Consider the following 26,076-nt stretch of genomic DNA (forward strand, 5'->3'; position numbering starts at 1 on the left):
GTCGCACCACCGCTTCGGATCCGCCATGACCCTTGCCATCGCCGCTTTTGTCGCCGGCATGCTGACCGTGCTCAGCCCTTGCATCCTGCCGGTGCTGCCCTTCGTTTTCGCGCGCCATGACCGGCCCTTCGCGCAGGGCAACCTGCCGCTGCTCGCCGGCATGGTCGCTGGTTTCGCGGCCGTGGCCTCCCTCGGCGCCGTGGCGGGCGCATGGGCCGTGCAGCTGAACCAGATCGGCCGCTGGGCCGCATTGGCGGCGCTGGCCCTGTTCGGGGCATCGCTGCTGTCGCCGCGCCTGGCCGCGTGGTGGAGTGCCCCGCTGGTGCGGGCCGGTGAGCGCCTGGCGCACAAGCAGCAGCGCGGCGGCTGGCGCAGCGCCGCGCTGCTGGGCGCGGCCACGGGGCTGATCTGGACACCGTGCGCAGGCCCGGTGCTGGGCCTGGTGCTCGCCACGGCCGCGCTGACGGGGCCGGGTGCCCATACCTTGCTGTTGCTGCTGTCGTACGGCGCCGGTGCCGGCGTGGCGCTGTGGGTGGCGCTGCGGGTCGGCGCCGGGCCGCTGGCCGCCTTGAAGGCCAGGCTGCTGCCCGGCATCGCTGGCTGCCGCATCGCGGGCGTCGCCATGCTGGCCGGCGTGGTGGCCGTGGGCACCGGCATCGACACGCGCCTGCTGGCCCGGTTCGGCGGCCTGGGCGACAGCGGGCTCGAAGCCGGCCTGCTGCAACGCCTGATTCCCGCCGCGCTTGCTGCCTCACCGCAGCCCGCCCGGCTGCCGGTGGAATCAGCGCGGGCCAGCCTGGAAGGCGGCACGCAGTGGCTCAACGCCGCTCCGCAGTCGATCGCCGCATTGCAAGGGAAGGTCGTGCTGGTCAACTTCTGGACCTATTCCTGCATCAACTGCCTGCGCACATTGCCCTATGTGAAAGCCTGGGCGCAGAAATACGCCAACCGTGGTCTCGTGGTGGTGGGCGTGCACACGCCCGAGTTCGCCTTCGAGAAAGACCCCGGCAATGTCAGGCGCGCATTGCAGGATCTGCAGATCGCCTACCCGGTTGTGCAGGACAACGACTTCCGCATCTGGCGCGGGTTCGACAACCATTACTGGCCGGCCCTGTACTTCGTCGATGCACAGGGCCGCGTGCGGCACCACCAGTTCGGCGAGGGCGGGTACGCGGCCTCCGAGCGCGTGATCGAGGAGCTGCTGCGTGAGGCCGGCGCGCCCGGCACCGGAGATGCGCAGCCTGTGCCGGCGCCGAACGTGGCGCCGGACCTGCGCGGCCCCGGCCTGGCCGCCGACGCCGACACCCTGCGCAGCCCGGAGACCTATCTTGGCTACGAGAAGGGGAGCAGCCCACGCGTCGCCGGCAAGGTCGTGCCCGACAAGCCGGCGTACTACACGCCCGCCGCGCTGCAGTCCAACAGCTGGTCGCTGTCCGGCACCTGGACGCTGAAGCCCGAGTTCGTGGAAGGGGCCGATGCGGGTGGCGGCCTTGCGATGCGCTTCGAGGCCCGCGACGCCAACCTGGTGCTCGGCGCGGGCGCCAGCGGCCCGGTGCGCTTTCGACTGACGCTGGACGGCCAGCCCCCCGGGCGGCACCACGGCACGGACGTGGATGCCGATGGCAACGGCGTGGTGGACGCCACCCGCCTGTACCAGCTCGTGCGCCAGAGCGGCGCGGTGAAGGCCCGCACAGTGGAAATCCGCTTTCTTGATTCCGGGGCGCGCGGCTACGCATTCACGTTCGGCTGATGCCGCAGCACGCGCCCCCTGATTTCTGGTCCTGCCTGCGTGCAGGTGTTCGGTGAGTGACGGACCATGGCGCCCGGAAAGGAAAATGAAGTGAGAAAAGACGCAACAACGCCCCGCGGCGCCGCCTTGGTGTTCGGCGGATCACGCGGCATCGGCGCCGCCGCCGTGCGGCGACTGGCGGCCGACGGTTACGCCGTCGCGTTCACCTACGTGTCGCGGCCCGACAGCGCACAGGCACTGGTCGCGCAGATCGCGCAGGCCGGCGGCCGTGCCCACGCCATCGCGGCCGACAGCGCCGATGCCCAGGCCATTCGCAGCGCAGTCGCCCTGGCCGTGGAGCGCTTCGGCGCCCTGCAGGTCGTGGTCGTCAATGCCGGCATCTACAAGGCGGGCAGCATCGACGCGGTGCCGCTGGCCGACCTGGACCAGATGCTGGCGATCAACGTGCGTGGCGTGTTCCTGGCAGTGCAGGCGAGCGTGCCGCATGTGCTGGATGGCGGGCGAATCATCACCATCGGCAGCAACGTGGCGCTGCGCACCGGCCAGGCCGGCTCCAGCGTCTACCAGCTCACGAAGACCGCGGTCGCCGGCCTGGTCAAGGGCGCGGCGCTGGACCTGGCGCCGCGAGGCATCACGGTCAACAACATCCAGCCGGGCCCGGTCGAGACCGACCTGACCGCGGACTGGACCGAAGCACTGGCGCAGCGAAGCCCCTTGAAGCGCGTCGGCAAGCCCCAGGAGATCGGGGCCCTGGTCTCCTACCTCGCGCGCGAAGAGTCAGGGTACATGACGGGCGCGAGCCTGACCATCGACGGAGGTCTGACTCTGTAGTTGTTCTTGGGAGAGGCGGCGCTCCGGGCGGTGCCGCGTCCCTGACAGAGCGTTAGAAATCGAGTGCTGCTTGAAGCTAGGCGACTCTGTGTCGGAGCCATTCCTCCTGGAGGTGGGCCGCGGTGCTGTCGCGGCAGATGAACCGCTGCGAAGGGCTGTTTGTTCAAAGCTGATTCTGGAGTTTCCGCTTCGGTTAAGGGTTGTCCGATACCTGCCCGTGCAACACCACAAGCCCGAGCAGGACAACGGCTTGAGGGCAGGTGTTGGACAAGCCTCTAAGGAGGAAACCGCGGAATGCTCTGCTGGGGACGGGGAAGGCTACGGGCCTATGGGGATTCGGAACGCGTGGCCCAAGTTGGCTCCGACGCAGAGCCCGAGAGACGGCTCCGATGGCGTTGCCGAAGCGCAGTAAATCCAGGCCATCGTTCGCATTGCTCGACGCCAGGACGGTCGACGAAGGGCATCACCGGGCTCGAAGACCAGACTTCCTCTCATCGGCCCGATAGCAAGAAGGGTCGAAGGTTGGCTGAGCAGCTGCGTCGTCATGGCGCTCTGATCCTGCCCGCAGCCTTCGCAACGCAACACGTGGCCCCCCAGCGCCGCGCTGCGGCACTGCTCGATGGCCGACATGACCTTGAGTTGACCCAGGCTCAGGTGACCACGCTGTGCGTTGCGCCAGCCAGGACCGTGGGTGCGGAAGATGTCGGCGACTTCCAGGGCGCAGTGCGCCATGAAGACGATCTACGCAGACAGCTTCTCCAGCGGGCTGACGACGTCGCGCAGGACTTCGGTAGCCACGTGCGTGTAGACCGACGTGGTCTCCAGCTTCTTGTGGCCGAGCATCACCTGGATCACGCGGATGTCCACCTTCTGCTCCAGCAGGTGCGTGGCGAAGCTGTGGCGCAGCGTATGCATGGTGACGCGCTTGTCGATCTTGGCCGCTTCGGCAGCGTCATGGACTGCCCGGTTGAGCTGGCGCGCGGTCAAGGGATCGACCGAGTTCTGCCCGGGAAACAGCCAACCGTTGGGCAGCATCTTGCCCATCGCATTTGCATATCGCCACCAGGCCCGCAGCCGCTCCAGCAGAACCGGCGAGAGCATCGCATAGCGATCCTTGCGACCCTTGCCCTGCTCGACGCGCAGGGTCATGCGCTCGCTGTCGATGTCGCCGACCTTCAGCGCAACGATCTCACTGACCCGCAGGCCGGTGCCGTAGGCGATGGACAGTGCCGTGTGGTACTTGAGGTTGGTGGCTGCTGCGATCAGGCGTGCGGCCTCGTCGCGGCTGAGCACCACCGGCAGCTTCTGGGGCACACGCACGTAGCTCATCCTCTCGACCAGTTCGCCGCGATTGAGCGTGACGTCGAAGAAGAACTTCAGGCCGGTGATGGTGGCGTTGAGCGTGATCGGCGAGACGCCCCGATCGACCAAGTGCAGCTGGAAACGCCGCAGATCCTCCTCGGTAGCTGTGTCGGGGGAGCGCTGAAGGAAGCTCGCGAGGTAGCGCACGGCACGGATGTAGGCAGATTGCGTCTTGGGGCCGAGCTTGCGCATGCGCATGTCGTCGAGCAAGCGCTGGCGCAGCGGTGAAACCGCCGGTGTGGAAGGGATCATGATCGTGCTCCTGTCGAAGAACGAGGCCGATTGCCTCAGTTCTCAACATAGACAGGGGCGCAATGCCTATCCGCACCGCGGCCATTGCGGCGGGCTACCGCGCGAGCGGTGTAGTCCTTGGACCCAGTGCAGTCATACGGCTCGGGGAAGCACATGTCAGCTTTGCAGCGGCAGCGCCACTGCGCCCGCCTGAATAGCAGGCATCCGGCCAAGCGCTGAAGGAAAATGTTCTGGCCGCAGGTGCACATCATCGGCATCACGGTCTCTGCCGAAAGCTCATTGTTGCGAACCGCCCTGGTTCTCGGCATTCGCCCGGCACTTGGCATCGTCGTGTATCTTCCAGCCCATCATGAGCAGCGATTCCAACTGGCTTGATAGCGCCCGCGCGCAGTGGCTTTGGCGAGGGCAGAAGCGCCCCCCGTTCGCCGATGTCCCTGCGCCGGGGCAGGTTTCGGTTTGGGATTTCCCGAGGCCGCCAGAGCTCGTACGCGAAGCCCGTGAGATCGTCGTGCTCTGGGGCAATCTCGAGGTAGCGCGCACCCGAGCCGCCTGGGCAGTCCGCGAGACGGCCCACCCCCCTACCTTCTACCTGCCGCTGGCCGACGTACGGACTGGACTGTTGCAGCCAGCTGGCAATGGCTCGTTCTGTGAGTGGAAGGGACCGGCGCGCTATTGGAATCTGGTCGACGGCGCGCGCCGCTTGGACCAGGTCGCCTGGAGCTACCCCCATCCCTTGTCTGGTGCCGAGCCGCTGGCCGGCTGTGTAGCCTTCTATGCCCACAATCTTGACTGCCGTGTCGGCGGATCGAAGGCCCAGCCACAGGCGGGCCCCTTCTATGGGGGCTGGATCACCCCTGATCTGGTCGGTCCCTTCAAAGGCGAACCCGGTAGCGAAGGTTGGTAGCCAGTCGCATCTTCAGCATCCGGGCATGCACCTCGCTCGCAATGACGCCGAAATTCATCAGTCCCTCTGCCAACGTGCGGCCCACCCTGCGGCGCGGATTGAACGAGCGGAACGGATCCTGGAACACCATTTGCACACGCTTGCAATAGCTGTGCGCATCTGCGCTGCTCATTTCTCGATTCATCCGCTGTCGGGATGAGTGGGCTGGTCGTCACGCCGGAGCAATTCACTGCGCTTCAACATCGAGACGGCGCTTCGCCGTCGGATAACCAAGCATATGGTCCAGCGCAGCAACTCACCTCCGATGTCAGCCGCAGCGAAACCAGTCCCGTTGGAGCTGCGTGGCAACGTTAAGTCGCGCGCAAGCCCAACAGCGTCTGCAGAAGCACCACGCGCGTCTGGCCCAGCACCATGCCCTTCCACTCGTCGTTGTCACAGTAAAAAGCATCGCGCAACTGCTGGCGAATCTCTCTTCGCTGCGACTCGGGCGCCTCGCCATGACGGCGCAGCCACGTGTCGGCGCTCAGACGAAACAGCATCTCGTGGTCGGGAATGGTTCCGAACTCGAGGCCCATCAGTGCGATCCGTGCTTGCGGGCATTCGTCGTAGGCGGCCGAGACAACCGGCCCCGACACATGCGCGGACACGGAGTCCTGACTGAACAGCGCGAAAACGTCGGCACCCCACCAAGCTCGGGCGAGCGCGAGATCTTCAGGCGTATTGCGGCCCGGGTACACCTTCTCGCCGTGTCCATAAGGGCCCAGCCCCGTGTGCACGTCGATCCAACCCAGGTGAGTGGCCGAGGCCGCGTACTTGCGCAGGATGGCGCGGATGGTCTTGTTGCTCCACGTCGGTTCGGTGCCACCGTAGAACAGGCCGTCGGGCGAGCCGTACTGGCCTTTTGTGAGGGCGGTCCGGAAGGCGCGCATGCCATGCTTTTCGATGTAAGCATCCGCGGCCGCTTGGTCGGCTGGCGTCGGCGGCCAACTCGCGGGCAGCGCCAGCGGCTCGACATTGGCGTACTCGGCATTCACCGGCAGCGGAGCGCTAAAGTCAATGTGGTTGCGGTTGAGGTCGATGTTGTCCTCGTTGGTGCGGTGCAGATGCGAGAACCCGTACGGGTTGACGCCATGCACCAGAAGCAGCGCCACGCCGGCCTGCTGCAGGCGCGAGAGCAGATCCTCGTCATGCAGGGTTGCGACCTGCGCGCCCGAGCCGCAGAAGCCTTCGGGCCCGTGTGTGCCCGAGGTCACGAGCAGCAGCAGCTTCGCATCGACGGCGCCGAGCAACGCGACGTCGGTCGCGAGTTCCTCGCCGAGCGCGCCCCGGTGGCCCTTGTTGACGAAGGACTCGATCAAAGCGCCGCGGCCGCTCGCGGCCTCGAGGAACTTGGCGCGGGCCTCGGCGTACGTGCCCGAGAAATGCCGCGTAACGGCGCTGCTGTGGGTGGAGGTTGTCATTGAAAGCTTCGAAGTAGAGGCGAGCGTTTCAGGCGTGCGAACCCGCCGCGTCGATGTCGCGGCCTGTATGGTCGCGCAACCAGATCAAGCCCAGTAACGAGACCGCGGTCATCGCGACCAGGTACCAGGCTGGCGCGAGCTTGCTGCCGGTGGCATTGAGCAGCCAGGTGCTGATGAAGGGCGCGAAGCCGCCGAACAGCGCGACGCCCACGCTGTATACCAGTGACATGCCACTGGCGCGCACCGCCTTCGGGAACATCTCGGGCAGCATTGTGATGCTCGGCGCGGTCTGACCCACCAATCCCAAACTCAGTACGCCGAGCACCACGAACAGCACCACGGGCGTGGGCGAGGCATTGAGCCAGAAAAAGCCGGGGTAGATCAGCAGCACGAGGAAGAGGCGACTCCAGAAGATCAGCGGCTTGCGCCCCACGCGGTCAGACAATGCACCGACCAGCGGCGAAGCCAGAAACAGGATCAGCCCTGTGATCGCCGCGCCGAACAGCGCGACCGATGGGGCGAGCCGCAGCTCGCGCACCGCGTAGGTCGGCATGTAGAAGGTGATCACGTAGGCAGCCGTGGTGCCGCCTACCATGGTGAGGATGGCCGCAAGTACTGTGCCGCCATGCTGCGTGCACACGATCCGCAAGCTGCTTTCGCGCGGCTTCGCGCCTTGATCGGGCGTGATTTCCAGCGACTCGTGGAGGTGGCGGCGGATGTAGATGCCCACCGGCGCGATCAGCATGCCGATGAAGAAGGGCACGCGCCAGCCCCAACTTTCCATGGATTGCGGCGACAGCGTGAAGGTCAGCGTGCCCACCACGACCGCACCGAGCATCACGCCCAGGCCCTGACTCGCGAACTGCCAGCTCGCCATGTAGCCACGGTTCTGCGGCGTGGCATGTTCCACCAGCAGCGTGGTGGACGCACCGACCTCGCCACCGGCCGAGAAGCCCTGGATCAACCGCGCCAGCACGATCAGCACCGGCGCCGCGACGCCGATGGTGGCGTAGGTGGGCGTGAATGCGATCACCGCGCAGCCAAGCGCCATCAAGAAGATGGTCAGGGTCATGGCCTTCTTGCGACCCGCGCGGTCGGCGTAGGCACCGATCACAATGCCACCCAGTGGCCGCATGATGAAGCCGACGCCAAAGGTCGCTACCGTGAGCAGCAGTTGGCCGTAGCCGCTGAAGGTTGGAAAGAACAGCTTGCCGATTACCAGTGCGAGAAAACCATAGACGGTGAAGTCGAAGATCTCGAGGCCGTTGCCAATGGTCGTGGCGACGATGGTCTGTCGCCGGCTGATGGCGGTGTGCGCGGGGGTGGGGTTCATGAGCGTCGAGGTAGGCAAGAATGTCAGTGGGCACCGGTCGCAGCAATCACGGCCACCTCGACCAGGAGCGTGGGCAGCGCGAGCAGCGCGCCAACGGTCGCGGGCGCCGGTGCGCACGCCGGCGGGAGCCAGCCGGTCCACACACGGTTCATCTCGGGAAAGTCGTCGATCTCGGCGAGCCAGATGGTGGCGTTCAGCAGTCTCGACTTGTCCGACCCCGCCTGCGCCAGCAGCGCGTCGATGCGCCGCAGGACGCGTGTAATTTGTTCGCCCACGGTCACCTCCAGCGCCGCGAAATCGAGGTTTGCGCCCGTTCCCATCACGGAAGGAATGCCGAAGCTGCTGCCGAGCGCGCTCGACTCAGAGCCCGCGCCACCGTCAATGAAATCGAACACCGTGCGCGGCAGCGCGCGTCGTGGCAGTTCGCGAAAGTCGTCAATGCAGTGCGCGTCTAGATAGTGGGACATGTTCGATAACATATTGAGCCGTCTAGACGGCATATTCATAGACACCCTTGGCGTCAAGAGGCAGTCTTCCTGGGACGACATGGCCGAGGACTTTGTGCGCAGGCCCCCGTGGGTGCCGCGCTTGCTCAGTCCGCGGCCGCGACGCAGCGCGATGCATCGCGCCGCAGTTCCGCCAGGAAGCCCTGTCGCGGTTCGGGCAGGTAGCCCGTGAAGAGCGTCCGCTGCACTTCGGCGAAGAGCCCGGCTCGCGCATAGGGCTCGCCGGCCAGGAAGTCGTCAGCCTGCCCAGGGTCGTCGGTGGCCAGCAGCAGGTACATGCCGACCAGCTCCCCGTCGACCAGCGACGGGCCGCCGTGCAGCACGCGCCCCTGGTTAGCGATCATGTAGTCGAGGTGGGCCGCGCGGATCGGCAGGCGGTCCTGCGCGCCACCGGGGCGGTAACGGCAATCGAGGGCGATGGGCATGGCGGCGTTCCTCGATCAGGCAGTCTTCAGCGCGGGCGACTGCACGGCAGGCGGAGGTGCGTCGTGCGCAGCCAGCAGCGTGGCCAGATTGCGGCGGTACTCAGCGATGGCGCGCGCCTTCACATGCCCATAGCCACGGATTTTCTCGGGCAGCGCGGCAACCGCTACCGCGCTTCCGATGCGCTCGTTGGTCAGTCCGTCAAGCAGGCGCTCGACGAGCCCTTCGTATTCGACCAGCAGCGCGCGTTCCTCGCGCCGCTCGGCCAGCCAGCCGAAGGGATCGATCGGCGTGCCGCGCAGGCCGCGCATCGCCGCGAGCCCGCGGAACACCGGCAACATCCAAGCGCCAAAGCTGCGCTTGAGCACCTTGCCGTCAGCGCCGCGTTTCTCGAAGATCGGCGGCGCCAAGTGGAATTGCAGTTTGAAGTTGCCCTCGAATTGACTGCGCAGGTTCTGAAGGAACTCGGGCCGCGCATGCAGCCGCGCGACCTCGTACTCGTCTTTGTAGGCCATCAGCCTGAACAGCGAACGTGCCACCGCGTCCGCCAGCCGCGGCCGCCGCGCTCCAGGTGCGATGCCTCGCTCAGCGGCCTCCACGCGGCGCACGGTGTCGAGGTAGCGACGCGCATAGCGCGCGTTTTGATAGTCGGTGAGGAAGCGCACGCGTTCCTCAAGCAGCTTCTCGAAAGACTGTGGCAGGTTCAGTGTGACGACGCTGCGCCGGTCACCCATCAGGGTCTGGCGCCATTGCGGATCGGCGGCGGTGAGGCGGCCAGCCGCGAAGGCACGCTTGTTGGCTGCCACGGCCACGCCGTTGAGCTCGATCGCGCGCATCAGCGCCGCCAGGCTCACCGGCACGCCGCCCTGCTGCCAGGCATGGCCGAGCATCAGCATGTTGGCGCCGATGGCGTCGCCCAGCAGCGCCTTGGCGGTGGCGTTCGCGTCGATGCGCTCGACCTGCGCGACACCCGCGGCGGCCTCGATCTTCGCCAGCAGCGCGTCCTCGCGGTAGGGCAGGTCGGGCTGGCGCGTGAACTCGGCCAGGGTCTGCAGATGCGTGTTGACCACCACGCGCGTGCGGCCCTCGCCGATCACGCCCAGCACGTCGGGCAGTACACCCACCACCAAGTCGGCGGCGATCAGGGTGCGCGCGGTGCCCGGCAGCAGGCGCACCGCATGCAGGCGATGGGGCGTGTCGGCCAGGCGCACGTGGCTCACGACCGAGCCGCCTTTCTGCGCGAGCGCGGTGAAGTCGAGCACCGAGACGCCCTTGCCCTCGAGGTGCGCAGCCATCGCGATCAGCGCGCCGAGCGTGATGACGCCGGTACCGCCGACGCCCGCGATCATCAGGTCGAAGGGGTGCGCGAGCGAAGGCAGCGCAGGCAGCGCAAGCGCTGCAGCCAGCGCCTCGGGATCCTGAGCGGGCGCCGCCACCGTGCCCTTGCGCAAGCTGCCGCCGAGCACGCTCACGAAGCTGGGGCAGAAGCCTTCAGCACACGAAAAGTCCTTGTTGCAGCTCGACTGGTCGATCTGGCGTTTGCGGCCGAACGAGGTCTCCAGCGGCGCGACCGACAGGCAGTTCGACTGCGTGCCGCAGTCGCCGCAGCCTTCGCAGACCTCGGAGTTGATAAGTACCCGCCGCGCCGGATCGGGATAGCTCTTGCGCTTGCGACGGCGGCGCTTCTCGGCCGCGCAGGTCTGGTCGTAGACAAGAACCGTGACGCCGGAGATCTCGCGCAACTCGCGCTGCACCAGGTCGAGCTCGCGGCGATGCCGCACCTGCACGCCCGCGGCCAAGGTCACGCCCTGGTAGCGCTGTGGCTCGTCGGTCACGACGACCACCTTGCGCGCGCCCTCGCTTGCGACCTGGGTGCATATCTGCGGCACGCTGGTCTGGCCGTCGACGGGTTGGCCGCCGGTCATGGCCACCGCGTCGTTGAACAGGATCTTGTAGGTGATGTTGGCGCCGCCTGCGACCGCCTGACGGATGGCGAGGTAGCCCGAGTGGAAGTAGGTGCCCTCCCCCATGTTCTGGAAGACGTGCGGCACGCGCGTGAAGGCGCCGCGCCCGAGCCAGTCGGCGCCCTCGCCGCCCATCTGCGTGAGGCCGCCCGTGTCGCGGTCCATCCAGCTCGCCATGTAGTGGCAGCCCACGCCGGCTTGTGCCTGGCTGCCCTCGGGCACCTTGGTCGAGCTGTTGTGCGGGCAGCCCGAGCAGAAGTACGGTAGCCGCCGCATGCCGTCGGCCTCGTTCGACAGCGCTGCGCGCGGGGCGAAACGCGCGGTGTCGATGCGCGCAGCCAGCGGATGCCCGATGGCGCGCAGCCACGTCAGCAGCGCGGCAGCGATGCTCGCTGGCGAGAGCTGGCCGGTCCAGGCCAGCAGCGGATGGCCTTCAAGGTCCTGCTTGCCACAGACCGTGGGCCGGCGCGCGCGGTTGAACACGCGGTCCTTGAGTTGCTGCTCAACCACCGATGCCTTCTCCTCGATCACCAGCACATGAGACAACCCCTCGCAGAAGCGGTCGGCGCCCTCGTTATCGAGCGGGAACACCAGGCCGGGCTTGTAAAGCCGCAGCCCGAGCGCCGGCAGGTCGTCGGCGCCGAAGCCGCAGCGCTGCAGCACTTCCATCAGGTCGTGGAAGGACTTGCCGACCGCCACGATGCCGGTCGTGGCCTCGGGCGCGGCCACCACCAGGCGGTCGAGCGGGTTGCCGCGCGCGAAAGCGCTGAAGGCTTCGAGCTTGGCGGCCAGCCGTATTTCGACGGCCGCCGTGAGGAAGTCGCTCGTGCGGTATTCGAGCGCTGAGGTATCGGCCAATTCGGAGGGCTCGGGCAATGCGAACGCCGCATCGATAGAAGCATCGACCGAGCGCGCGCTCTCGACCGTCTCCGAGATCGCCTTGAACGCGACCCAGGTGCTGGCATGGCGCGACGCGGCCCAGCCCCAGAGGCCGAAGGCTTCGTACTCGTCGACCGAGGCCGGATGCACGATCGGAATTCCCCAGCCCATCAGCGACAGGTCGCTGGCGTTAGGGATCGACGAAGACGTGGCGGCATGGTCGTCGCCCACCACCATCAGCACGCCGCCGCGGCGTGACGTGCCGGCCGCGTTGCCGTGGCGGATCGCATCGCCCGCGCGGTCCACGCCCGGCCCCTTGCCGTACCACATGGCGAACACGCCGTCGACCTCGCGCTCGGGGTCCAGGCCAACCTGCTGCGTGCCCATCACCGCAGTGGCGGCAAGGTCCTCGTTGATGGCCGGCAGAAAGCGGATGCCGTGTTCGGCCAGATCTGACTTGGCTCGCCACAACTCAGTGTCAACGCCCGCGAGCGGGGAGCCACGGTATCCGCTCACATAGCCGGCGGTGTTCCAGCCGCGGGCCTTGTCCTCTTGCTGCTGGCGGAACAACAGCCGCACCAGTGCTTGCGTGCCGGTAAGGAACACGCGGCCTGCGCGCGCGGTGCGGTTGTCTTCGAGCCGGTAGCCTGTCTCCAGCGCGAGCGCTGCTTCTTGTGTCTGCATGGTGTGGATCCGTCCATCGGGGGAAGATCAAATATTAATCCGTCTGGACAGCATATATAATTGTGATCCGTGCGGTGTTGGTGACAACCCGGCATGTTTCATTCCGGAGATTGCCACCATGGGAAAGACTGATTCGACGCCGCTGTCCGACGCACCTACTCGCCGCATCCTCGACCTGCTCCAGGCCGACGGCCGCATGACGGTGCAGGCACTGGCCGACGAGGTGGGCCTGTCTTCAGCGCCCTGCTGGCGCCGGCTTCGCGACCTCGAGGACAGCGGCATCATCCGCCGCTTCGTCGCACTGGTCGATCGCAACAAGGTCGGCCTGCATGGCTGCATGTTCACGCAGATCAGCCTGGAGCGGCATTCGGAAACGGTGGTGGCGGCCTTCGAGCGCGCGGTGCAGGCCACGCCCGAAATCCTCGAGTGCTGGGTCACCACCGGCGACAGCGACTACATCCTCAAGATCGTGGTACCTGACGCGCTGGCCTTCGACCGCTTCCTTCACCGCTTCATGCTGAAGCTCGAGGGCATCCGGCAGATCAAGACCTCAGTCGCGCTGCGCGAGGTTAAGAACGACACCCGGCTCGACCTGACGCGGGTGTCGTTCTGACGGAGCGGTTCACACGCTGGGTTGCCGCAGCACCTTACCCGGGTTCATCACTCCGCGTGGATCGAGCGCCTGCTTGATCGCCGCCATCACGCGCATCGAGGCGCCGCGCTCGAGTTCGAGGAAGTCGAGCTTGCCGTAGCCGATGCCGTGCTCGCCGGTGCAGGTGCCGCCCATCGCGATGGCGCGGCGCATCAAGCGCGCGTTCAGCGTCTCGGCACGCGCCATCTCGTCGGCATCCGCGGGGTCAACCACCACGCACAGGTGGAAGTTGCCGTCGCCCACGTGACCGCACATGGGGGCGGTGAGCCCCAGTTCTTCGACGTCGGCGCGCGCTGCCAGCACCGCTTCGCTCAAGCGCGAGATCGGCACGCAGGCATCGGTGGGCATGCCCTGGCAGCCGGGGCGCAGTGCTAGCGCTGCCCACCACACGTCGTGGCGTGCCTGCCAGAGGCGGCTGCGCTCCTCGGGCGTGTCGGCCCACGCGAAGCCAACGCCGCCATTCTCGCCTGCGAGTTCCTCGGCCACGCGCACCTGCTGTGCCACGCTTTCGGGCGCACCGTGGAATTCGAGGAACAGCGTGGGCATGACCGGCAGCCCGAGTTTCGCGTAGCGGTTGCAGGCCTCGATCTGCTGCGCATCGAGGAACTCGATGCGCCCCACCGGCACACCGGTCTGCATGATCGCAGTGACCGCGTCGATGGCCGCGCGCAAATGAGGAAAAGCGCAACGCGCGGCCGCGATCTGCTCGGGCAGCGGATGCAATCGCAGGCCCACCTCGGTGACGATGCCTAGCGTGCCCTCCGCGCCGGTGAACAGGTGCGTGAGGTCGTAACCCGCGGCCGACTTCCGGGCGCGCCCCCCGGTGCGCACCACCTCTCCATCGGGCAGCACCACCTCGAGCGACATCACGCTCTCGCGCATGGTCCCGTAGCGGACGGCGTTGGTGCCCGAGGCGCGCGTCGACACCATGCCTCCGATCGAGGCATCGGCGCCGGGGTCAATCGGGAAATGCAGACCGCTGCCGTGCAGCGCCGCGTTGAGCTGCTTGCGCGTCACGCCGGCTTGCACGCGGCAGTCGAAGTCAGCCTCGTGGATCTCGAGCACGGCATTCATGCGCGAAAGGTCGATGCAGATGCCACCGTGCAGCGCCGCGACGCCGCCTTCGCACGAGGTTCCGGTGCCGAAGGGGATCATCGGCACCGAGGCCGCGTGGCAAAGCCGCGCGACCGTGGCCACTTCCTCAGTCGATTCGGCGAACACCACCGCGTCTGGGGCATGCAGCGGATGGAAGGACACGTCCTTGCCGTGCTGGTCGCGCACCGCCTGGCCGGTCGTGCAGCGATCGCCAAAACATTCGCGCAATTGCCGAATCACCGCGGCTACTGGGCGCTCGTGCAGCGCAAGGGATTTCTCATTCATGCGTATGTCCTTCAGGCCGCCAGCACGACGGGCGGTATCAATTCGATGGGAGCCGACGCCGCTGCGGCGCGCCCCAAGTAGCTGTCGACGACTCGCGCATCGCGCGCGACATCGGTGGCCGGCCCCTGCAGGCTCACGCGGCCCATCTCGAGCACGTAAGCATGGTCGGCCACCTCGAAGGCGGCGCGCGCGTTCTGCTCGACCAGCAAAATCGCCACGCCCTGCGCCTGGAGCCGCCGCACGGTCGCGAAGATGTCACGCACCACCAGCGGCGCGAGCCCCAGGCTCGGCTCGTCGAGCAGGAGAATGCGCGGGCGCGCCATCAACGCACGGCCCAAAGCGAGCATCTGCCGTTCGCCGCCTGAGAGCGTGTGCGCCAGCTGGGCATGCCGCTCGCCCAGGCGCGGGAACAGCGCGTACACGCGCTCCATCTCGGCGGCGATGGCACGCCGCCCCGCGCGGCGCCAGCAGAAGGCGCCGAGCTCAAGGTTGTCGGCCACGCTCATGGTCCCGAAAAGGTCGCGCTGCTCCGGCACCAGTGAAAGGCCCATCGCCACGCGGCGCTCGGGCGAGACGAAGCGCAGGTCGGTGCCGTCAAGCCGGACTTCGCCGCTCATCGGCAGCCGACCCATGAGCGCGGCCAGCAGCGTGGACTTGCCTGCGCCATTGGGTCCGACCACGGTGACGATGCCCGAGGGCGGCACCGCCACGTCGACTTCGTGCAGCGCCGGGATTCGGCCATGGAACGCGCACAGGGCGCGGGCTTCCAGCGTCATGCCGCACTCCCCAAGTAGGCTTGCTGCACGCGCGGGTCGTCGCGCACTGCCTGCGCCTCGCCCTCTGCAATCTTTTGGCCGAACTGCATCACGACCAGTCGGTCGGCGATGTCCATGATGAATTCCATGTCGTGATCCACGATGAGCACGGTCACGCCCTCGCCGCGCAGTTGCTTGAGCAGCACGGCCAGGTTCCTTTTTTCCTGGTGCCGCAGGCCGGCAGCGGGCTCGTCGAGCAGCAGCAGCTGAGGGCGGGCGCACAGGGCGCGCGCGATCTCCAGAATGCGCTGCTTGCCCAGCGGCAGGCTGGCGGCAGGCGCGTCCGCGAGGTCCTCGAGGCCGCAGCGCCTCAGCTGAGCCAGCGCCATGGCCTGGATCTCGGCCTCCTCACGACGGTCCAGCCGAAGCATCGCGCGCAGCCAGCCGTCTCGCCCGAGCAGATGGCAGCCGAGCGCCGCGTTGTCTCGCACGCTCATATCGGCCACCAGCTTCACATGCTGGAAGGTGCGCGCCACGCCACGCGCGGCCACGCGGCGCGCGCCGAGCGCATCAATGCGCTGGCCGCGCAGCGTGATCGCGCCGGCGCTGGCGGGCAAGAGGCCGGTGATCAGGTTGAACAGCGTGCTCTTGCCCGCGCCGTTGGGACCCAGCAACGCAACGATCTCCCGGTCGCGCACCTCGAAGGAGACGCGGTTGACCGCGACCAGCCCACCGAAGCGCTTCTCGGCCTCGTCGACGCACAGAAGCACCTCACCTGCCGTGGCGGGCGCGCGCTGCGCTGGCATTTGCAGCACGGCCGGTTCGCCGCTCGCCACGGGCCGCGGTGCCGCCGCGGGCGCGGCGCGCGTCCAGCGCGCCAGCAGTGGCCACAGTCCCGCATTGGCGCGCGCGAGGATCAGCAGCATCAGCACGCCGAACACCGCCATTTCGAAGTTGCCCGAGCGGCCGAGCAGTGCCGGCAGCACATCCTGGAGCACCTGCTTGAGCACCACCACGACGCCAGCGCCTACCAGCGCACCCCACAGCGCACCCACGCCGCCCATCACGGCCATGAACAGGTATTCGATGCTCATCTGCAACCCGAAGGGCGTGGGGTTGAGGAAGCGCTGCATGTAGACGTAGAGCCAGCCCGCCATGCCGGCCAAGCCCGCGGCGGTGCAGAACACCGCGACCTTGAGCCGGAACGCATGCGCACCAAACGCCTCGGGCAGGTCGGCACCGGCGCGCAGCGCACGCACGGCGCGCCCCAACCGAGAGTCGAGCAGGTTGCGCACCAGCCAGAAGGCGAGCGCGAAGCCCAGCGCGATCAGGCAGAACATCGACCGCTCGGAGGCGAAGTCGAGACCGAAGAGGGTCAGCGCGGGAATGCCCGACAGGCCGTTGAAGCCGCCCAGCGGCTCGACAATGCCCAGCCCGTAGTAGACGACCACGCCCCATGCCAGCGTGGCCAGCGACAGGTAGTGGCCGCCCATCGAGAGCGTCAATGCGCCGATCCCTGCGGCCGCGAGCGTTGCGAGCGCGACCCCGGCCAGCAGCGTGGCCCAGCCGGGCACGCCGTGTGCCACCGCGAGGTAGCCGGCCGCGTAGGCGCCGATGCCGACGAAGGCCGCCTGCCCGAAGGAGATCAGCCCGGCGAAACCGGTCATCAAGGTGAGCCCGAGCGCCACCGTGGCGTAGAGCAGCACGAAGCTCGCAAGCGTGACGTAGTAGCTTGAGGCGAACAGCACGACGCCAGAAATGGCCGCCACGGCGAAGGCCGCGAGCACCCAGGAACGAAACGTCATGAAGCCTCCTGCGAATGCGGGTCGGCCAGCGACCGCCACAGCAGCAGCGGCACGATCAATGCGAACACGATGATCTCCTTGGCAGCGCTCGCACCGTAAGACGAGAAGGCCTCGAGCAGGCCCACTACGAGCGAGCCTCCAGCGGCAAGGACGTAGCCCGAGAGGCCGCCGACAATCGCACCTACAAAGCCCTTGAGCGCAAGCAGGAACCCCGAGTCGTAGTAGATGGTTGTGAAGGGGCCGATCAGCACGCCCGAGACGGCGCCGATGAAGGCGGCGATGGTCAGCGCCAACTCGCCCGAGTGGTCAGGCGAAATACCAACCAGCCGCGCGCCATCGCGGCACACGGCGGTGGCGCGCAGCGCCTTGCCGCTCAGCGTGTGGCCGAAGAAAGCGAAGAAAACGGCCACGAGCACGGCACTCGCCATCACCACAGCCAGCGTCTGGGGCGCCACCGGCAGTCCCGCGAGCAGGCCGGCCGGCAGTTCAAAGCCCGGCAGCCGCGAGCCCTCGGGCCCGAACACGTACAGGCCCAGCGCCACCAGCACGAAGTGCAGCGCGATCGCCGCCACCAGCAGCACCAGCGGCGTGGCATTGCCCATCGGCCGGAACACCGTGCGGTAGATCAGCGGCCCCATCGCCGTGACCAGCGCCACCGCCGCGGCCGTCTGCATCCAGGCCGGAGAGCGCGCGTCGACGCCGAACCACGCGAAGGCGCAGGCCGCCATCGGCAGCGCGCCGAGCAGCGCGATCCGGGCACCGAGCCCCGCGAGATTGCGCTGCCGCACACGCCCGGCGGTTTCCATGCCGCAGGCCAACAGAGCCACCGCCGCGACCGGCACCGCCAGTCCCGGCGCATGGCCCTGCTGGAACGCCGCAATGGTCAGCACGCTGCAACTGACGAATTCGCCCTGCGGGACGAACACGATGCGCGTGACGGTGAAGACCATCACGAGCGCCAGCGCCAGCAGCACGTAGACCGCGCCACTCGCAAGGCCGTCCTGCACCAGCAGGCCGAAGATCTGCATATCCATGATCTTTCGTGTCCGGCGTGCGTCAGGGGATGTACTTCCAGCTGCCCTTCTCGATGCGCACCATCACCCGGCTGCGCTGGTCCAGGCCGATGTGGTCCTTGGGCCCGAGGCTGTAGACGCCGTTGGTGGCATGCAGGTCCTGCGTGACCTCTATCGCGTCGCGCAGCGCCTTGCGGAATTCGGGCGTGCCGGGCTTGGCGCCCTTGAGCGCGCGCGGCGCCGCGTCCTGCAGGATCAGCGCCGCATCCCAGAGGTAGGCGGCGAAGGTGGAACGTTGGCCCGCGTTCGGCAGCGCCTCATACTTGCGGATGAATTCGAGCGAGGGCTTTTTCGCCGGATGGCTGTCGGGCAGTTGCTCGGCCACCAGCACGGGGCCAGCCGGCACGAAGGTGCCCTCGAGCTTGGCGCCTCCCACGCGCAGGAAGTCGTTGTTCGCCACGCCATGCGTCTGGTAGACCTTGCCGCGGTAGCCGCGGTCGAACAGCGTGGCCTGCGGCAGCACCGCCGGCGTGCCCGAGGCCGCGATGAACACCGCATCGGGCTGCGAGGCCAGCAGCTTGAGTACCTGCCCGGTAACCGAAGCATCGGTGCGCGTGTAGCGCTCGTTGGCCACCACCTCGATCTTGCGCAGCTCCGCGAGCTTGTTGAACTCACGCCACCAACCTTCGCCGTAAGCATCGTTGAAGCCAATGAAAGCCACGCGCTTCACGCCGTTGTCGGCCATGTGCTTGATGATCGCAGTCGCCATGTGAGTGTCGCTCTGCGGCGTCTTGAAGGCCCAGCGCCTGCGTTCGTCCACCGGCTCGACGATGGCGCCCGAGCCCGCGAGGCTGATCATCGGCGTACCGCTTTCCACCAGGACGTCGAGCACGGCCAGCGAGTTGGGCGTGAGGCTCGGCCCGATCAGCAGGTCAATTGCCGACTCGGAGATCAGCTTGCGCACGTTCTTGACCGTGGTCGAGGTGTCGGACGCGTCGTCGAGCAGGATGTAGTTGATCTTCTCACTACCCGCACTGGCGGGCAGCACCGACACCGTGCGCTGCTGGGTCACGCCGACCGAGGCGGCGGGCCCGGTGGCCGAGACCACCACGCCCACATTGATGTCGGCCCGCGCGCCCGTGAGCGCCGCGAAGCACAGTGACGCGCCGAAGGCGGCAGCCCGGAAATGGGCCTTTGCAATCTCAATCATCGTTGTCTCCTTTTATATGTCTGTCGTGCCGGGAAGAAATCGGAAAAGCTAGGTCTGCGCCACCGGCGTGAAGCTGTCGGCTGAGATCGCCTCGCTCCCCATGCCTAGCGCGATGCAGGTGTCGGAGCAGGCCGCGACGAAGCCCGGCGAGCCGCCGATCACCGCGCGAGCGCCGGCCAGCGACTCGTGGTTCTCGCGCAGCCACGAGGGCGCGTACTGCTGCTTCGTGGAGAAGCGGCTGCGTGCCTCGGTCACCAGCAGCGCATAGCGGAAGTTCGGATGCGCGTGCGCCAGCCCCGCGAGGCGGTCCAGCAGCATCAATTCGGTGTCGTCGCGAACCGAGAACAGCAGCGTCATCGGGCTCGTGTCACCTTGCCCGAGCGCATCCTCCATGATCGAGAGCACGGGTGCCAGGCCGGTGCCACCCGCGAGCCCGAGCACCGGGCCCTCACCCTCGGGCAATCGGCAGGTACCGTACGGCCCGGTCACACCGATGATGTCGCCGAGCTGCAGCAGGTCGTGGACGTGGCCGCTGGCCGCTCCGCCCGGATGGCGCGCCACCAGCAGCTCTATCAGGCCATCGCTTGAGGGCACGGTCGCGAGGCTGTAGCGTCGGTGCGGCGAGAGTCCCGGCAGCGCGAGCTCCACATAGGTGCCGGCCTGCGCTTCGAAACGCGCCGGCTCGCACGCCTGCAACACCAGCCGCCGCACGCGCGGCGTGAGCGGTGTGTTGCATAGCACGCGCGCCTCAAAGCTCTGCACGGCCGAGCCCTCGCCGCCCGGGATCGGCTGCACCGTGCTCAGATGCACCTCGGCGCTCAACGGCCGCGACTGGCACATCAGGCAAAAGCCGTCGGCAATCTCCTGGTCGGAGATCGCGAGGCCCAGCGACCAGCTGTTGTCGACCGTGCCCTGCGTGACACGCGCCTTGCACATGCCGCAGGAAGCGCCCCGACACTGGTGCGGCAGGATCACGCCCTGCGACAGCGCGGCGTCCAGGATGATCTCGCCCTCGGGCACACCGAAGCGCAGGGCCTCGTTGACGACGATCGTTCTGCTCATGTTCATGAATTTCATTCGGCCTAGAAGATCGGGATCACCTTCTCGGGATCGAACACCACTTCCTTGCCCTCGATGCCGACTTCGGGCAGCGCGGGGAATTCGATGCCGTAGGGATCGAGGTTGGCCTTCATCCGCAGTACGGCCGTTTTCCAATTGGCCTTGCGCTCGTCGAGCGTGAGGATGCCCAAGCCGGCGCTGCGCGCGACCTCGTCGATATGACGCTGCGCGGGGATGAAGGTGGGCGGCAGCTTCCAGAACTGCTCGGGCGGCTCATACAGAATGCCTGAGAGGAACACGAAACCTGCGCGCAGCTGGATGCTGATCATCTGCTTGTCGTCTTCGGTGAGCACCGGCAGCAGTTTCTGCAGCACCGCGAGGCAGATGCCCAGGTGGCGTCCCTCGTCCTGCCCGATGCGCTTGAATGCTTCCTTGAAAACCGGGATAGTGGTGCGCTGGTACATCCCGTGGAACAGCGTGCTCGAGGCCACCTCGCCGAACAGGAAAGAGGTGAACAGAATCGCGAGTGGGTACTTGTCGACGCCGTTCTTGAAGCCGGTCCAGTAGCGCGAGCCGTTGTAGTAGAGCCACTCGATGTTGTTGCGCGCCAGATGCCCGAGCGGCGTCTCGGGGACATAGCCGAGCGGGCCGCCGGGTGTGAGGCGCTTGATGGCGCGCCCGCAGACTTCCTCGTGGTTCATCTCGTCGCGCACGACCGAGAAGAAGCACTTGCGCACGGGGTCCTCTTCCTTGCTCTCGTAGGTGTGGATCATGGCGCGCGCAAACACCGAGGGCCCCGAGCCGTCGAACACGGCGAGCAGCGAGAACCAGTAGGCCATGGCGTAGCGCTGGTCGAGGCTGTAGTCCTCCGCGCGCAGCGTGTCCCAGGCCAGCGTGTGCGGCGACCAGCCCGGATCGCGCGCGGCGTCGTAGATGTCGTAGAGCTTGGGTGTCTGCACGTGCCACTCGAGGGGAAAGATGTTCGCCCCGTCGATGCCGGGCGCGGTCTCGATCTCGGCGAGCAGCGTCTGCGGATCGGGCATGGCGAGCACCTGTTCGGGCGGCGGGATCAGCGCGCGCGCGAGCGCGGCGGTGTCCTGGGAAGCGGGGGACGGGTTCATCGGGAATCTCTCCTTGTCATGTGTTCAGTTTTCAGGGGTTGTTCATTGATTCGCCTTCCAGACGGCTTATCAATTGAAAAAAAAGGACGTGTCCGCAAAGACATCCGCGCGGGTGGTCCGCATGGTTGTGTGCGGTGCGTCATGCCAGATTGGCTTCTGCAGCGCTGCGCCTCAGCACGCGCGTGGCCTTGGCTTCGTAGCGCGGCAGTGCGCCCTCGTCGTGGCAACGCACTTCGCACGTGAGGCCCAGCCGGGCCTTGAGCCGAGCGCGCACCTCGCGCGCCAGTTCGTCGCCCGCGCAGGCAGCGCCAGGCACGCGCTCCACGGCCACTTCCATGTGGTCGAGCACGCTGCGCTCGCTGTCTATGTAGATCTGCCAGGCGTCCTTGGCCAAGCCCTCGACTCCGGCGATCACGTCCTCTATCTGCGAAGGATAGACCAGCACGCCGCGCACCTTGAGCATGTCGTCCGAGCGGCCAATGATGCGGCCTATGCGCGCATAGGCATGGCGGCCGCAAGCGCAACGGTAGGGCTGGGCGGAGCGGCGAACCAGGTCGCGCGTGCGCCAGCGCAGCACCGGGGAGGCCTCTTTGTCGAGGGTGGTGAAGACGATCTCGCCAACCTCGCCCGGCGCCACTGGGCGCAGGGTCTGCGGATCGAGGATCTCGCTGAGCACGCTGTCGTCATTGACCAGATGCATCTCGTCGTCACCGTGCGAATGCGCGCAGGAGACGCCGAGCACCGGCCCGCCGGCCTCCGTGGTGCCGTAGATGTTGTGCGCCAGAAAACCCTCGGGCATCAACGCCTCCATTTCGCTGCGGAAGGTGGCTGACACCGACTGGCCGCCGAACAGCCCCACGCGCAGTGACCAGTCGCGGCGCGGATCGATGCCGGCCTTGTGCGCCTGCTGGATCAACGTCATCAGCCATAGCGGCGACATGGTCGTGACCGTGTGGCGGTGGTCGCGCAGCCACTGGACCATCAGTTCGCCACGGCCGGGGCCGACAGGAAAGTTGACCGCGCCATAGGCCTTGAGCGCCTCGTCCATCGAGCTGCCGCCGATCCACAGCCCGTAGCCATAGCCCTGGTAGACGCGGTCACCCGCGCGAACGCCTACCGTGCGGTAAATACGTGCAAGCTGGCGCACCAGCGTGTCTTCCCAGTCCTTGCGCGTGAAGCCGAACAGCACCGGCAGGCCCGTGGTTCCCGAGGTCGCGCAGAAGCGCACCACCTGCTCGAGCGGCACCGTGAGCAGCGGATACGGATAGAGCTCACGCAGGTGGCTCTTCTCGAGCAACGGCAGCGCCTGCAGCGCGGCACGGTCCTTCAGGTCGAGTGGGGAGGCACCGGCGGCCGCTAAATGCGCCCGCCACTGCGGCGAGTCGGCGAGCCGGCGGCCAAGCGCGGCGAGCTTGGCGTCTTGGCGCGACTGCAGTTCGTCGAGCGACAGGAAATCGTCGGCGGCATCGGCTGCGGCCTTCGCATTGCGGGATTCGGTCATGGGCGTCTCCTTGGTTCTTGGCAGTGGCCGCGCCTCAGGCGGCGAGGTAGCGGCGCGTCTGCAGCACGCGGAAGCGCGGGAGCACGAAGGCCGTGTCGCACAGCGCCGCATTGCCGGCCGCGTTGTGGCCGCTCACGTGCAGGTCGCTGAAGGCCGCGGACTGGTTCACGAGCACCGGGCCGGTCATGTCGAGCGTGAGGTGCACGCCAGCGTCGGCGGCCGCGTGCTTCACGCGGCGCACGAAGGCCTCGTCGCGCGAGTACACCGACCAGGTGATCGCACCGCGCAAGCGCGTGACCTCGTGCGCATGCCGCAGCGCTGCGTCCGCGTCCTCGGTCACGATCAGCAGGCTGATCGGGCCGAAGTGCTCGCGCGCGATGGTGTCGAGGGCTTCGGGCGGCACTGTGTACAGGGCCGGCGTGCGCAGCACCGCATCGGGCATCTCGGGATGCGCGAGCCGGCGCGAGACGAACGCCGGCTCGCCGATCGACGTGGCTTCGACGGCGCGCGCCTCGGTGGCATCACTTTGGATCGCGCCCAGCAATTCGACGGCGCGTACCGGATCGGCGACCAGCTTGCCCACGGTTGCGGCGAGGTCGGCCTTGAAATCCTCGACCGTCTTCGCCATGCCGTCCTGCAGTCGGATGCCCGTGCGCGGCAGGTACAGGCTCTGAGGCGTGGTGCACATCTGGGCGCTGTAAAGGCTCAGCGTGAGCGCAAGGTTGCGTACCAGGCCCGGGTAGTCGCCGGTGCTCTCGATCAGCACCGCATTGACGCCGGCCTTCTCGGTGAAGACATGGGCCTGGCGCGCGTGAGTCTCGAGCCACTCGCCAAATTCGGGACCGCCCGTGAAGTCGATCAGCTTCACGCGCGCATCGAGCGCAAGCGCCTTGGTCTTGGGCGCAACGCGCGTGTCGACCAGCAGTTGCACCACATCGGCGTCGAGACCCAGGCGCGCGAGCACGGTGCGCGCCGTATCAACGCACAGCGCGAGCGGCAGCACGGCCGTGGGATGCGGCTTCACGATCACCGGGTTTCCCGTGACCAGGCTTGCGAACAGGCCCGGATAGGAATTCCAGGTCGGGAAGGTAGCGCAGCCGATCACGGCTGCGATGCCGCGCGGCAGGATCTCGAAAGTCTTCTCCACGCGCAGCGGCCGGCGCGCATCGGGCTTCTCCCAGAGCACGCGCGCCGGATAGGCGCCCATCTCGCGCACGGCGATGGCCACGGCCTCGAGCGCGCGGTCCAGCGCATGCGCCGTGCCGGCCTGGAAGGCCATCGCGAACGGCTGGCCGCAGGCATGCGTGCAGGCGAAAGCCATCTCGAAAGCGCGCTGCTGCAGCGCCTCGAAGATCTCGAGCGCCACCGCGGCGCGCTCGGCCGGGTCGAGCGCGGCCCATGCCGGCGCCACGGCTTCGGCGCGTGCGAGCACGGCGTCTACCGGCTCGTCGGCGTAGGCCGTGTCGAACGGCGCGCCGAAGGCGCTGCGCTCCTCGCCGCGGATCGCGCCATCGCGCTGCATCCAGCGCGCGCGCACAACCGCCTCGCCGGCTTCGCGCGAGCCATCGGCATAGACGGGATGCGCCGGATCCTCGGGATAGGCGCTGTGGTAGCCGCGGCGGGCCACGGCGGAGATGGCATCGGCCAGGGGGCCGGCGTGTTTCTGTTGGAGGGCTTGGAGTTTCATGGTGGGTTCAGAGCGTGGCGGCGGTGCCGAAGATTGCAGTGCATTGGCTCGACATGTAGCCGCCCGGCGCGTGGGCCAGCGCGAGTTCGGCGCCGGCCACCTGGCGCGCACCGGCATCGCCGCGCAACTGCACCACGGATTCGATCGCGGTGTAGATGCCGAACATGCCTGGATGGCCGAGTGAGAGCCCACCGCCGTTGGTGTTCATCGGGAAATCGCCGCCTGGCGAGGTGCGACCGCCGTCGAGAAAGGCACCGCCCTCTCCCTTGGCGCAAAAGCCCGCGTCCTCGGCGAAGACGATCGGCATGATCGTGAAGGCGTCGTAGAACTGCACCACGTCGATGTCCTTCGGCCCGAAGCCGGCCTGTGCATAGGCCGTGGCCGAGGATGTTGCGGCTGCGGTGCGCACCAGGTCCGGCATCTGCGCGATGCTGCGGTGCGTGGCGGCTTCGCCCACGCCGAGCAGATATACCGGCTCGCGTCGAAGCTGTGCGGCGCGATCGGCCGAGACCACGACCAGCGCGCCGCCGCCGTCGGTCACGAGGCAGCAATCGCGCACGGTGAAGGGAAGCGCCACCGGCCGCGCCGCGATCACATCCTCGATGCACAGCGGCCCCGGATCTGGCGCGTCGGTGTCCAGCCGCGCCCAGTCGCGCGCGCTCACCGCCACCTGCGCGAGCTGTTCGCGCGTGGTGCCGAACTCATGCATGTGGCGCTGCGCGACCATCGCGTAGGCCGCGAGCGGGCCCGGGTAGCCATAGGGCACTTCGTAGGGGTTGGGTTCGGAATGGGTCGCGAACTGTCCGCCCGCGGACTTCTGCGTGCTGCCATAGGCGATCAACGCGACCGAGCAGAGTCCGGCCGCGATCGCGGCTCGCGCGTGATTCAAGTGAGCGAGGAAGGCACCGCCGCCGACCTGGGTTGAGTCGGTGTAGCGTGGGCGCAGGCCCAGGTACTCGCACAAGCTGAGCGTGGGCATGAAGAGCTGCAGCCCGGCCGCGAACACGCCATCGACATCGGCCAGCGAGAGCCCCGCGTCGTCGAGCGCGCGCACCGATGCCAACGCCATCGCGTCGAGAGGCGATGAAAGTACCGGCATCGTCGCGAAGCCGCTGCTGCCGATGCCAGCGATCGCGGTCGCGCCGCGCAGGTTCGTTGCCATCATGCGAGCGCTCCGAAGACCACGCGGTGCACATCGTTCCAGAGCTCGATACGCGCGGCCACGCGCAGCCCGATGCGCAGTGCGCCGGGCGACGCATCGACCACCGTGGCCATCATGCGGAATCCCTCGTCGAGATCGACCAGCGCGATGTTGAACGAGCCGTCGCGCCGCTGCACCTCGGTGCACGCATGGACCGTACCCTTGCCACGGCTGGTGCGCCATTCGAGATCGCCGGGTCGTCCACCCGGTCCCACGGCCTGCGGCGGAAAGACCGCGCGACCCGCGCCGTGGTCGAACTGGTAGACCAGCCGGCCTTCGGCCAACGCGGCAAGGAAGTGGGCGCGCGGCGAACGCGCTGTATCAGGAGCGGGGGTCATAGCCAT

Annotated in this window: 22 protein-coding genes and 1 pseudogene; 4 read left to right on the plus strand and 19 right to left on the minus strand. The window is 67.6% G+C overall.

The window, feature by feature from the left end:
• The first annotated feature begins 25 nt into the window (after positions 1-25).
• Positions 26-1,750, plus strand: a complete 1,725-nt coding sequence (locus WIX39_RS30505; RefSeq protein WP_409196820.1) for a cytochrome c biogenesis protein DipZ — start codon at positions 26-28, stop codon at positions 1,748-1,750.
• A gap of 66 nt (positions 1,751-1,816) precedes the next feature.
• On the plus strand, positions 1,817-2,581 hold the full coding sequence (locus WIX39_RS30510) for an SDR family oxidoreductase (RefSeq protein ID WP_409196821.1): 765 nt from the start codon (positions 1,817-1,819) through the stop codon (positions 2,579-2,581).
• A gap of 552 nt (positions 2,582-3,133) precedes the next feature.
• Here WIX39_RS30510 and WIX39_RS30515 read toward each other — a convergent pair.
• Both WIX39_RS30515 and WIX39_RS30520 read right to left on the minus strand, forming a co-directional pair.
• Positions 3,134-3,313: pseudogene (locus WIX39_RS30515) on the minus strand (transposase zinc-binding domain-containing protein); the annotation flags it as partial.
• A gap of 9 nt (positions 3,314-3,322) precedes the next feature.
• On the minus strand, positions 3,323-4,195 hold the full coding sequence (locus tag WIX39_RS30520) for a tyrosine-type recombinase/integrase (protein WP_409196822.1): 873 nt from the start codon (positions 4,193-4,195) through the stop codon (positions 3,323-3,325).
• 349 nt (positions 4,196-4,544) lie between these two features.
• Between WIX39_RS30520 and WIX39_RS30525 the strand changes: the two genes are divergently transcribed.
• Positions 4,545-5,099, plus strand: coding sequence for a DUF427 domain-containing protein (locus WIX39_RS30525; RefSeq protein WP_409196823.1), 555 nt, complete (start codon positions 4,545-4,547; stop codon positions 5,097-5,099).
• On the opposite strand, the gene WIX39_RS30530 is transcribed toward WIX39_RS30525, so the two are convergent.
• The 6 genes from WIX39_RS30530 to WIX39_RS30555 all read right to left on the minus strand — a co-directional run bounded on the left by WIX39_RS30530 (position 5,068) and on the right by WIX39_RS30555 (position 12,348).
• Positions 5,068-5,271: a hypothetical protein gene (locus tag WIX39_RS30530; protein WP_409196824.1), complete on the minus strand. Its 204-nt coding sequence runs from the start codon at positions 5,269-5,271 to the stop codon at positions 5,068-5,070. The two genes, WIX39_RS30525 and WIX39_RS30530, sit on opposite strands and share 32 nt — an antisense overlap.
• Positions 5,272-5,449: 178 nt before the next feature.
• Positions 5,450-6,559, minus strand: a complete 1,110-nt coding sequence (locus WIX39_RS30535; protein WP_409196825.1) for a M14 family metallopeptidase — start codon at positions 6,557-6,559, stop codon at positions 5,450-5,452.
• Positions 6,560-6,587: 28 nt separating this feature from the next.
• Positions 6,588-7,892 (minus strand): MFS transporter, encoded by a 1,305-nt coding sequence (locus WIX39_RS30540; RefSeq protein ID WP_409196826.1) that lies wholly within the window; start codon positions 7,890-7,892, stop codon positions 6,588-6,590.
• 23 nt (positions 7,893-7,915) lie between these two features.
• Positions 7,916-8,359: a Rid family hydrolase gene (locus WIX39_RS30545; RefSeq protein WP_409196827.1), complete on the minus strand. Its 444-nt coding sequence runs from the start codon at positions 8,357-8,359 to the stop codon at positions 7,916-7,918.
• A 125-nt stretch (positions 8,360-8,484) separates the two neighbouring features.
• Entirely contained in the window at positions 8,485-8,823 is a 339-nt protein-coding gene (locus tag WIX39_RS30550) for a YciI family protein (RefSeq protein WP_409196828.1), read from the minus strand.
• Between the two features lie 15 nt (positions 8,824-8,838).
• Positions 8,839-12,348 carry an indolepyruvate ferredoxin oxidoreductase family protein gene (locus WIX39_RS30555; RefSeq protein ID WP_409196829.1) on the minus strand — a complete coding sequence of 1,170 codons (3,510 nt, stop codon included), beginning with the start codon at positions 12,346-12,348 and terminating at the stop codon, positions 8,839-8,841.
• A 118-nt stretch (positions 12,349-12,466) separates the two neighbouring features.
• Between WIX39_RS30555 and WIX39_RS30560 the strand changes: the two genes are divergently transcribed.
• A complete protein-coding gene (locus WIX39_RS30560; protein ID WP_106938030.1) occupies positions 12,467-12,961 on the plus strand; it encodes an Lrp/AsnC family transcriptional regulator in 495 nt (164 codons plus the stop codon).
• A 9-nt stretch (positions 12,962-12,970) separates the two neighbouring features.
• On the opposite strand, the gene WIX39_RS30565 is transcribed toward WIX39_RS30560, so the two are convergent.
• The 11 genes from WIX39_RS30565 to WIX39_RS30615 all read right to left on the minus strand — a co-directional run bounded on the left by WIX39_RS30565 (position 12,971) and on the right by WIX39_RS30615 (position 26,076).
• On the minus strand, positions 12,971-14,380 hold the full coding sequence (locus WIX39_RS30565; RefSeq protein WP_409196830.1) for an FAD-binding oxidoreductase: 1,410 nt from the start codon (positions 14,378-14,380) through the stop codon (positions 12,971-12,973).
• An 11-nt stretch (positions 14,381-14,391) separates the two neighbouring features.
• On the minus strand, positions 14,392-15,156 hold the full coding sequence (locus tag WIX39_RS30570; protein WP_409196831.1) for an ABC transporter ATP-binding protein: 765 nt from the start codon (positions 15,154-15,156) through the stop codon (positions 14,392-14,394).
• The gene (locus tag WIX39_RS30575) at positions 15,153-16,940 is read right to left on the minus strand and encodes a branched-chain amino acid ABC transporter ATP-binding protein/permease (RefSeq protein WP_285412755.1); all 1,788 of its coding nucleotides are present in this window, start codon (positions 16,938-16,940) and stop codon (positions 15,153-15,155) included. Before WIX39_RS30575 ends, WIX39_RS30570 begins: the two co-directional genes overlap by 4 nt.
• Positions 16,937-17,974 (minus strand): branched-chain amino acid ABC transporter permease, encoded by a 1,038-nt coding sequence (locus WIX39_RS30580; protein ID WP_285412753.1) that lies wholly within the window; start codon positions 17,972-17,974, stop codon positions 16,937-16,939. Before WIX39_RS30580 ends, WIX39_RS30575 begins: the two co-directional genes overlap by 4 nt.
• 22 nt (positions 17,975-17,996) lie before the next feature.
• On the minus strand, positions 17,997-19,163 hold the full coding sequence (locus WIX39_RS30585; RefSeq protein WP_409196832.1) for an ABC transporter substrate-binding protein: 1,167 nt from the start codon (positions 19,161-19,163) through the stop codon (positions 17,997-17,999).
• A gap of 48 nt (positions 19,164-19,211) precedes the next feature.
• The gene (locus WIX39_RS30590; RefSeq protein ID WP_409196833.1) at positions 19,212-20,225 is read right to left on the minus strand and encodes a 2Fe-2S iron-sulfur cluster-binding protein; all 1,014 of its coding nucleotides are present in this window, start codon (positions 20,223-20,225) and stop codon (positions 19,212-19,214) included.
• A gap of 20 nt (positions 20,226-20,245) precedes the next feature.
• Complete coding sequence (locus tag WIX39_RS30595) at positions 20,246-21,343, minus strand: hypothetical protein (protein WP_285412751.1); 1,098 nt, start codon at positions 21,341-21,343, stop codon at positions 20,246-20,248.
• 139 nt (positions 21,344-21,482) lie between these two features.
• The gene (locus tag WIX39_RS30600) at positions 21,483-22,844 is read right to left on the minus strand and encodes a phenylacetate--CoA ligase family protein (protein ID WP_285412750.1); all 1,362 of its coding nucleotides are present in this window, start codon (positions 22,842-22,844) and stop codon (positions 21,483-21,485) included.
• A 34-nt stretch (positions 22,845-22,878) separates the two neighbouring features.
• A complete protein-coding gene (gene paaN, locus WIX39_RS30605; protein WP_409196834.1) occupies positions 22,879-24,531 on the minus strand; it encodes a phenylacetic acid degradation protein PaaN in 1,653 nt (550 codons plus the stop codon).
• 7 nt (positions 24,532-24,538) lie between these two features.
• Positions 24,539-25,693, minus strand: a complete 1,155-nt coding sequence (locus WIX39_RS30610; RefSeq protein ID WP_409196888.1) for an acetyl-CoA acetyltransferase — start codon at positions 25,691-25,693, stop codon at positions 24,539-24,541.
• Entirely contained in the window at positions 25,693-26,076 is a 384-nt protein-coding gene (locus tag WIX39_RS30615) for a Zn-ribbon domain-containing OB-fold protein (RefSeq protein WP_409196835.1), read from the minus strand. The genes WIX39_RS30610 and WIX39_RS30615 overlap by 1 nt, the downstream gene beginning before the upstream one ends.

Origin of the sequence: Variovorax sp. AB1(2024), from assembly GCF_037482385.2 — a bacterium.
Taxonomy (GTDB): domain Bacteria; phylum Pseudomonadota; class Gammaproteobacteria; order Burkholderiales; family Burkholderiaceae_C; genus Variovorax.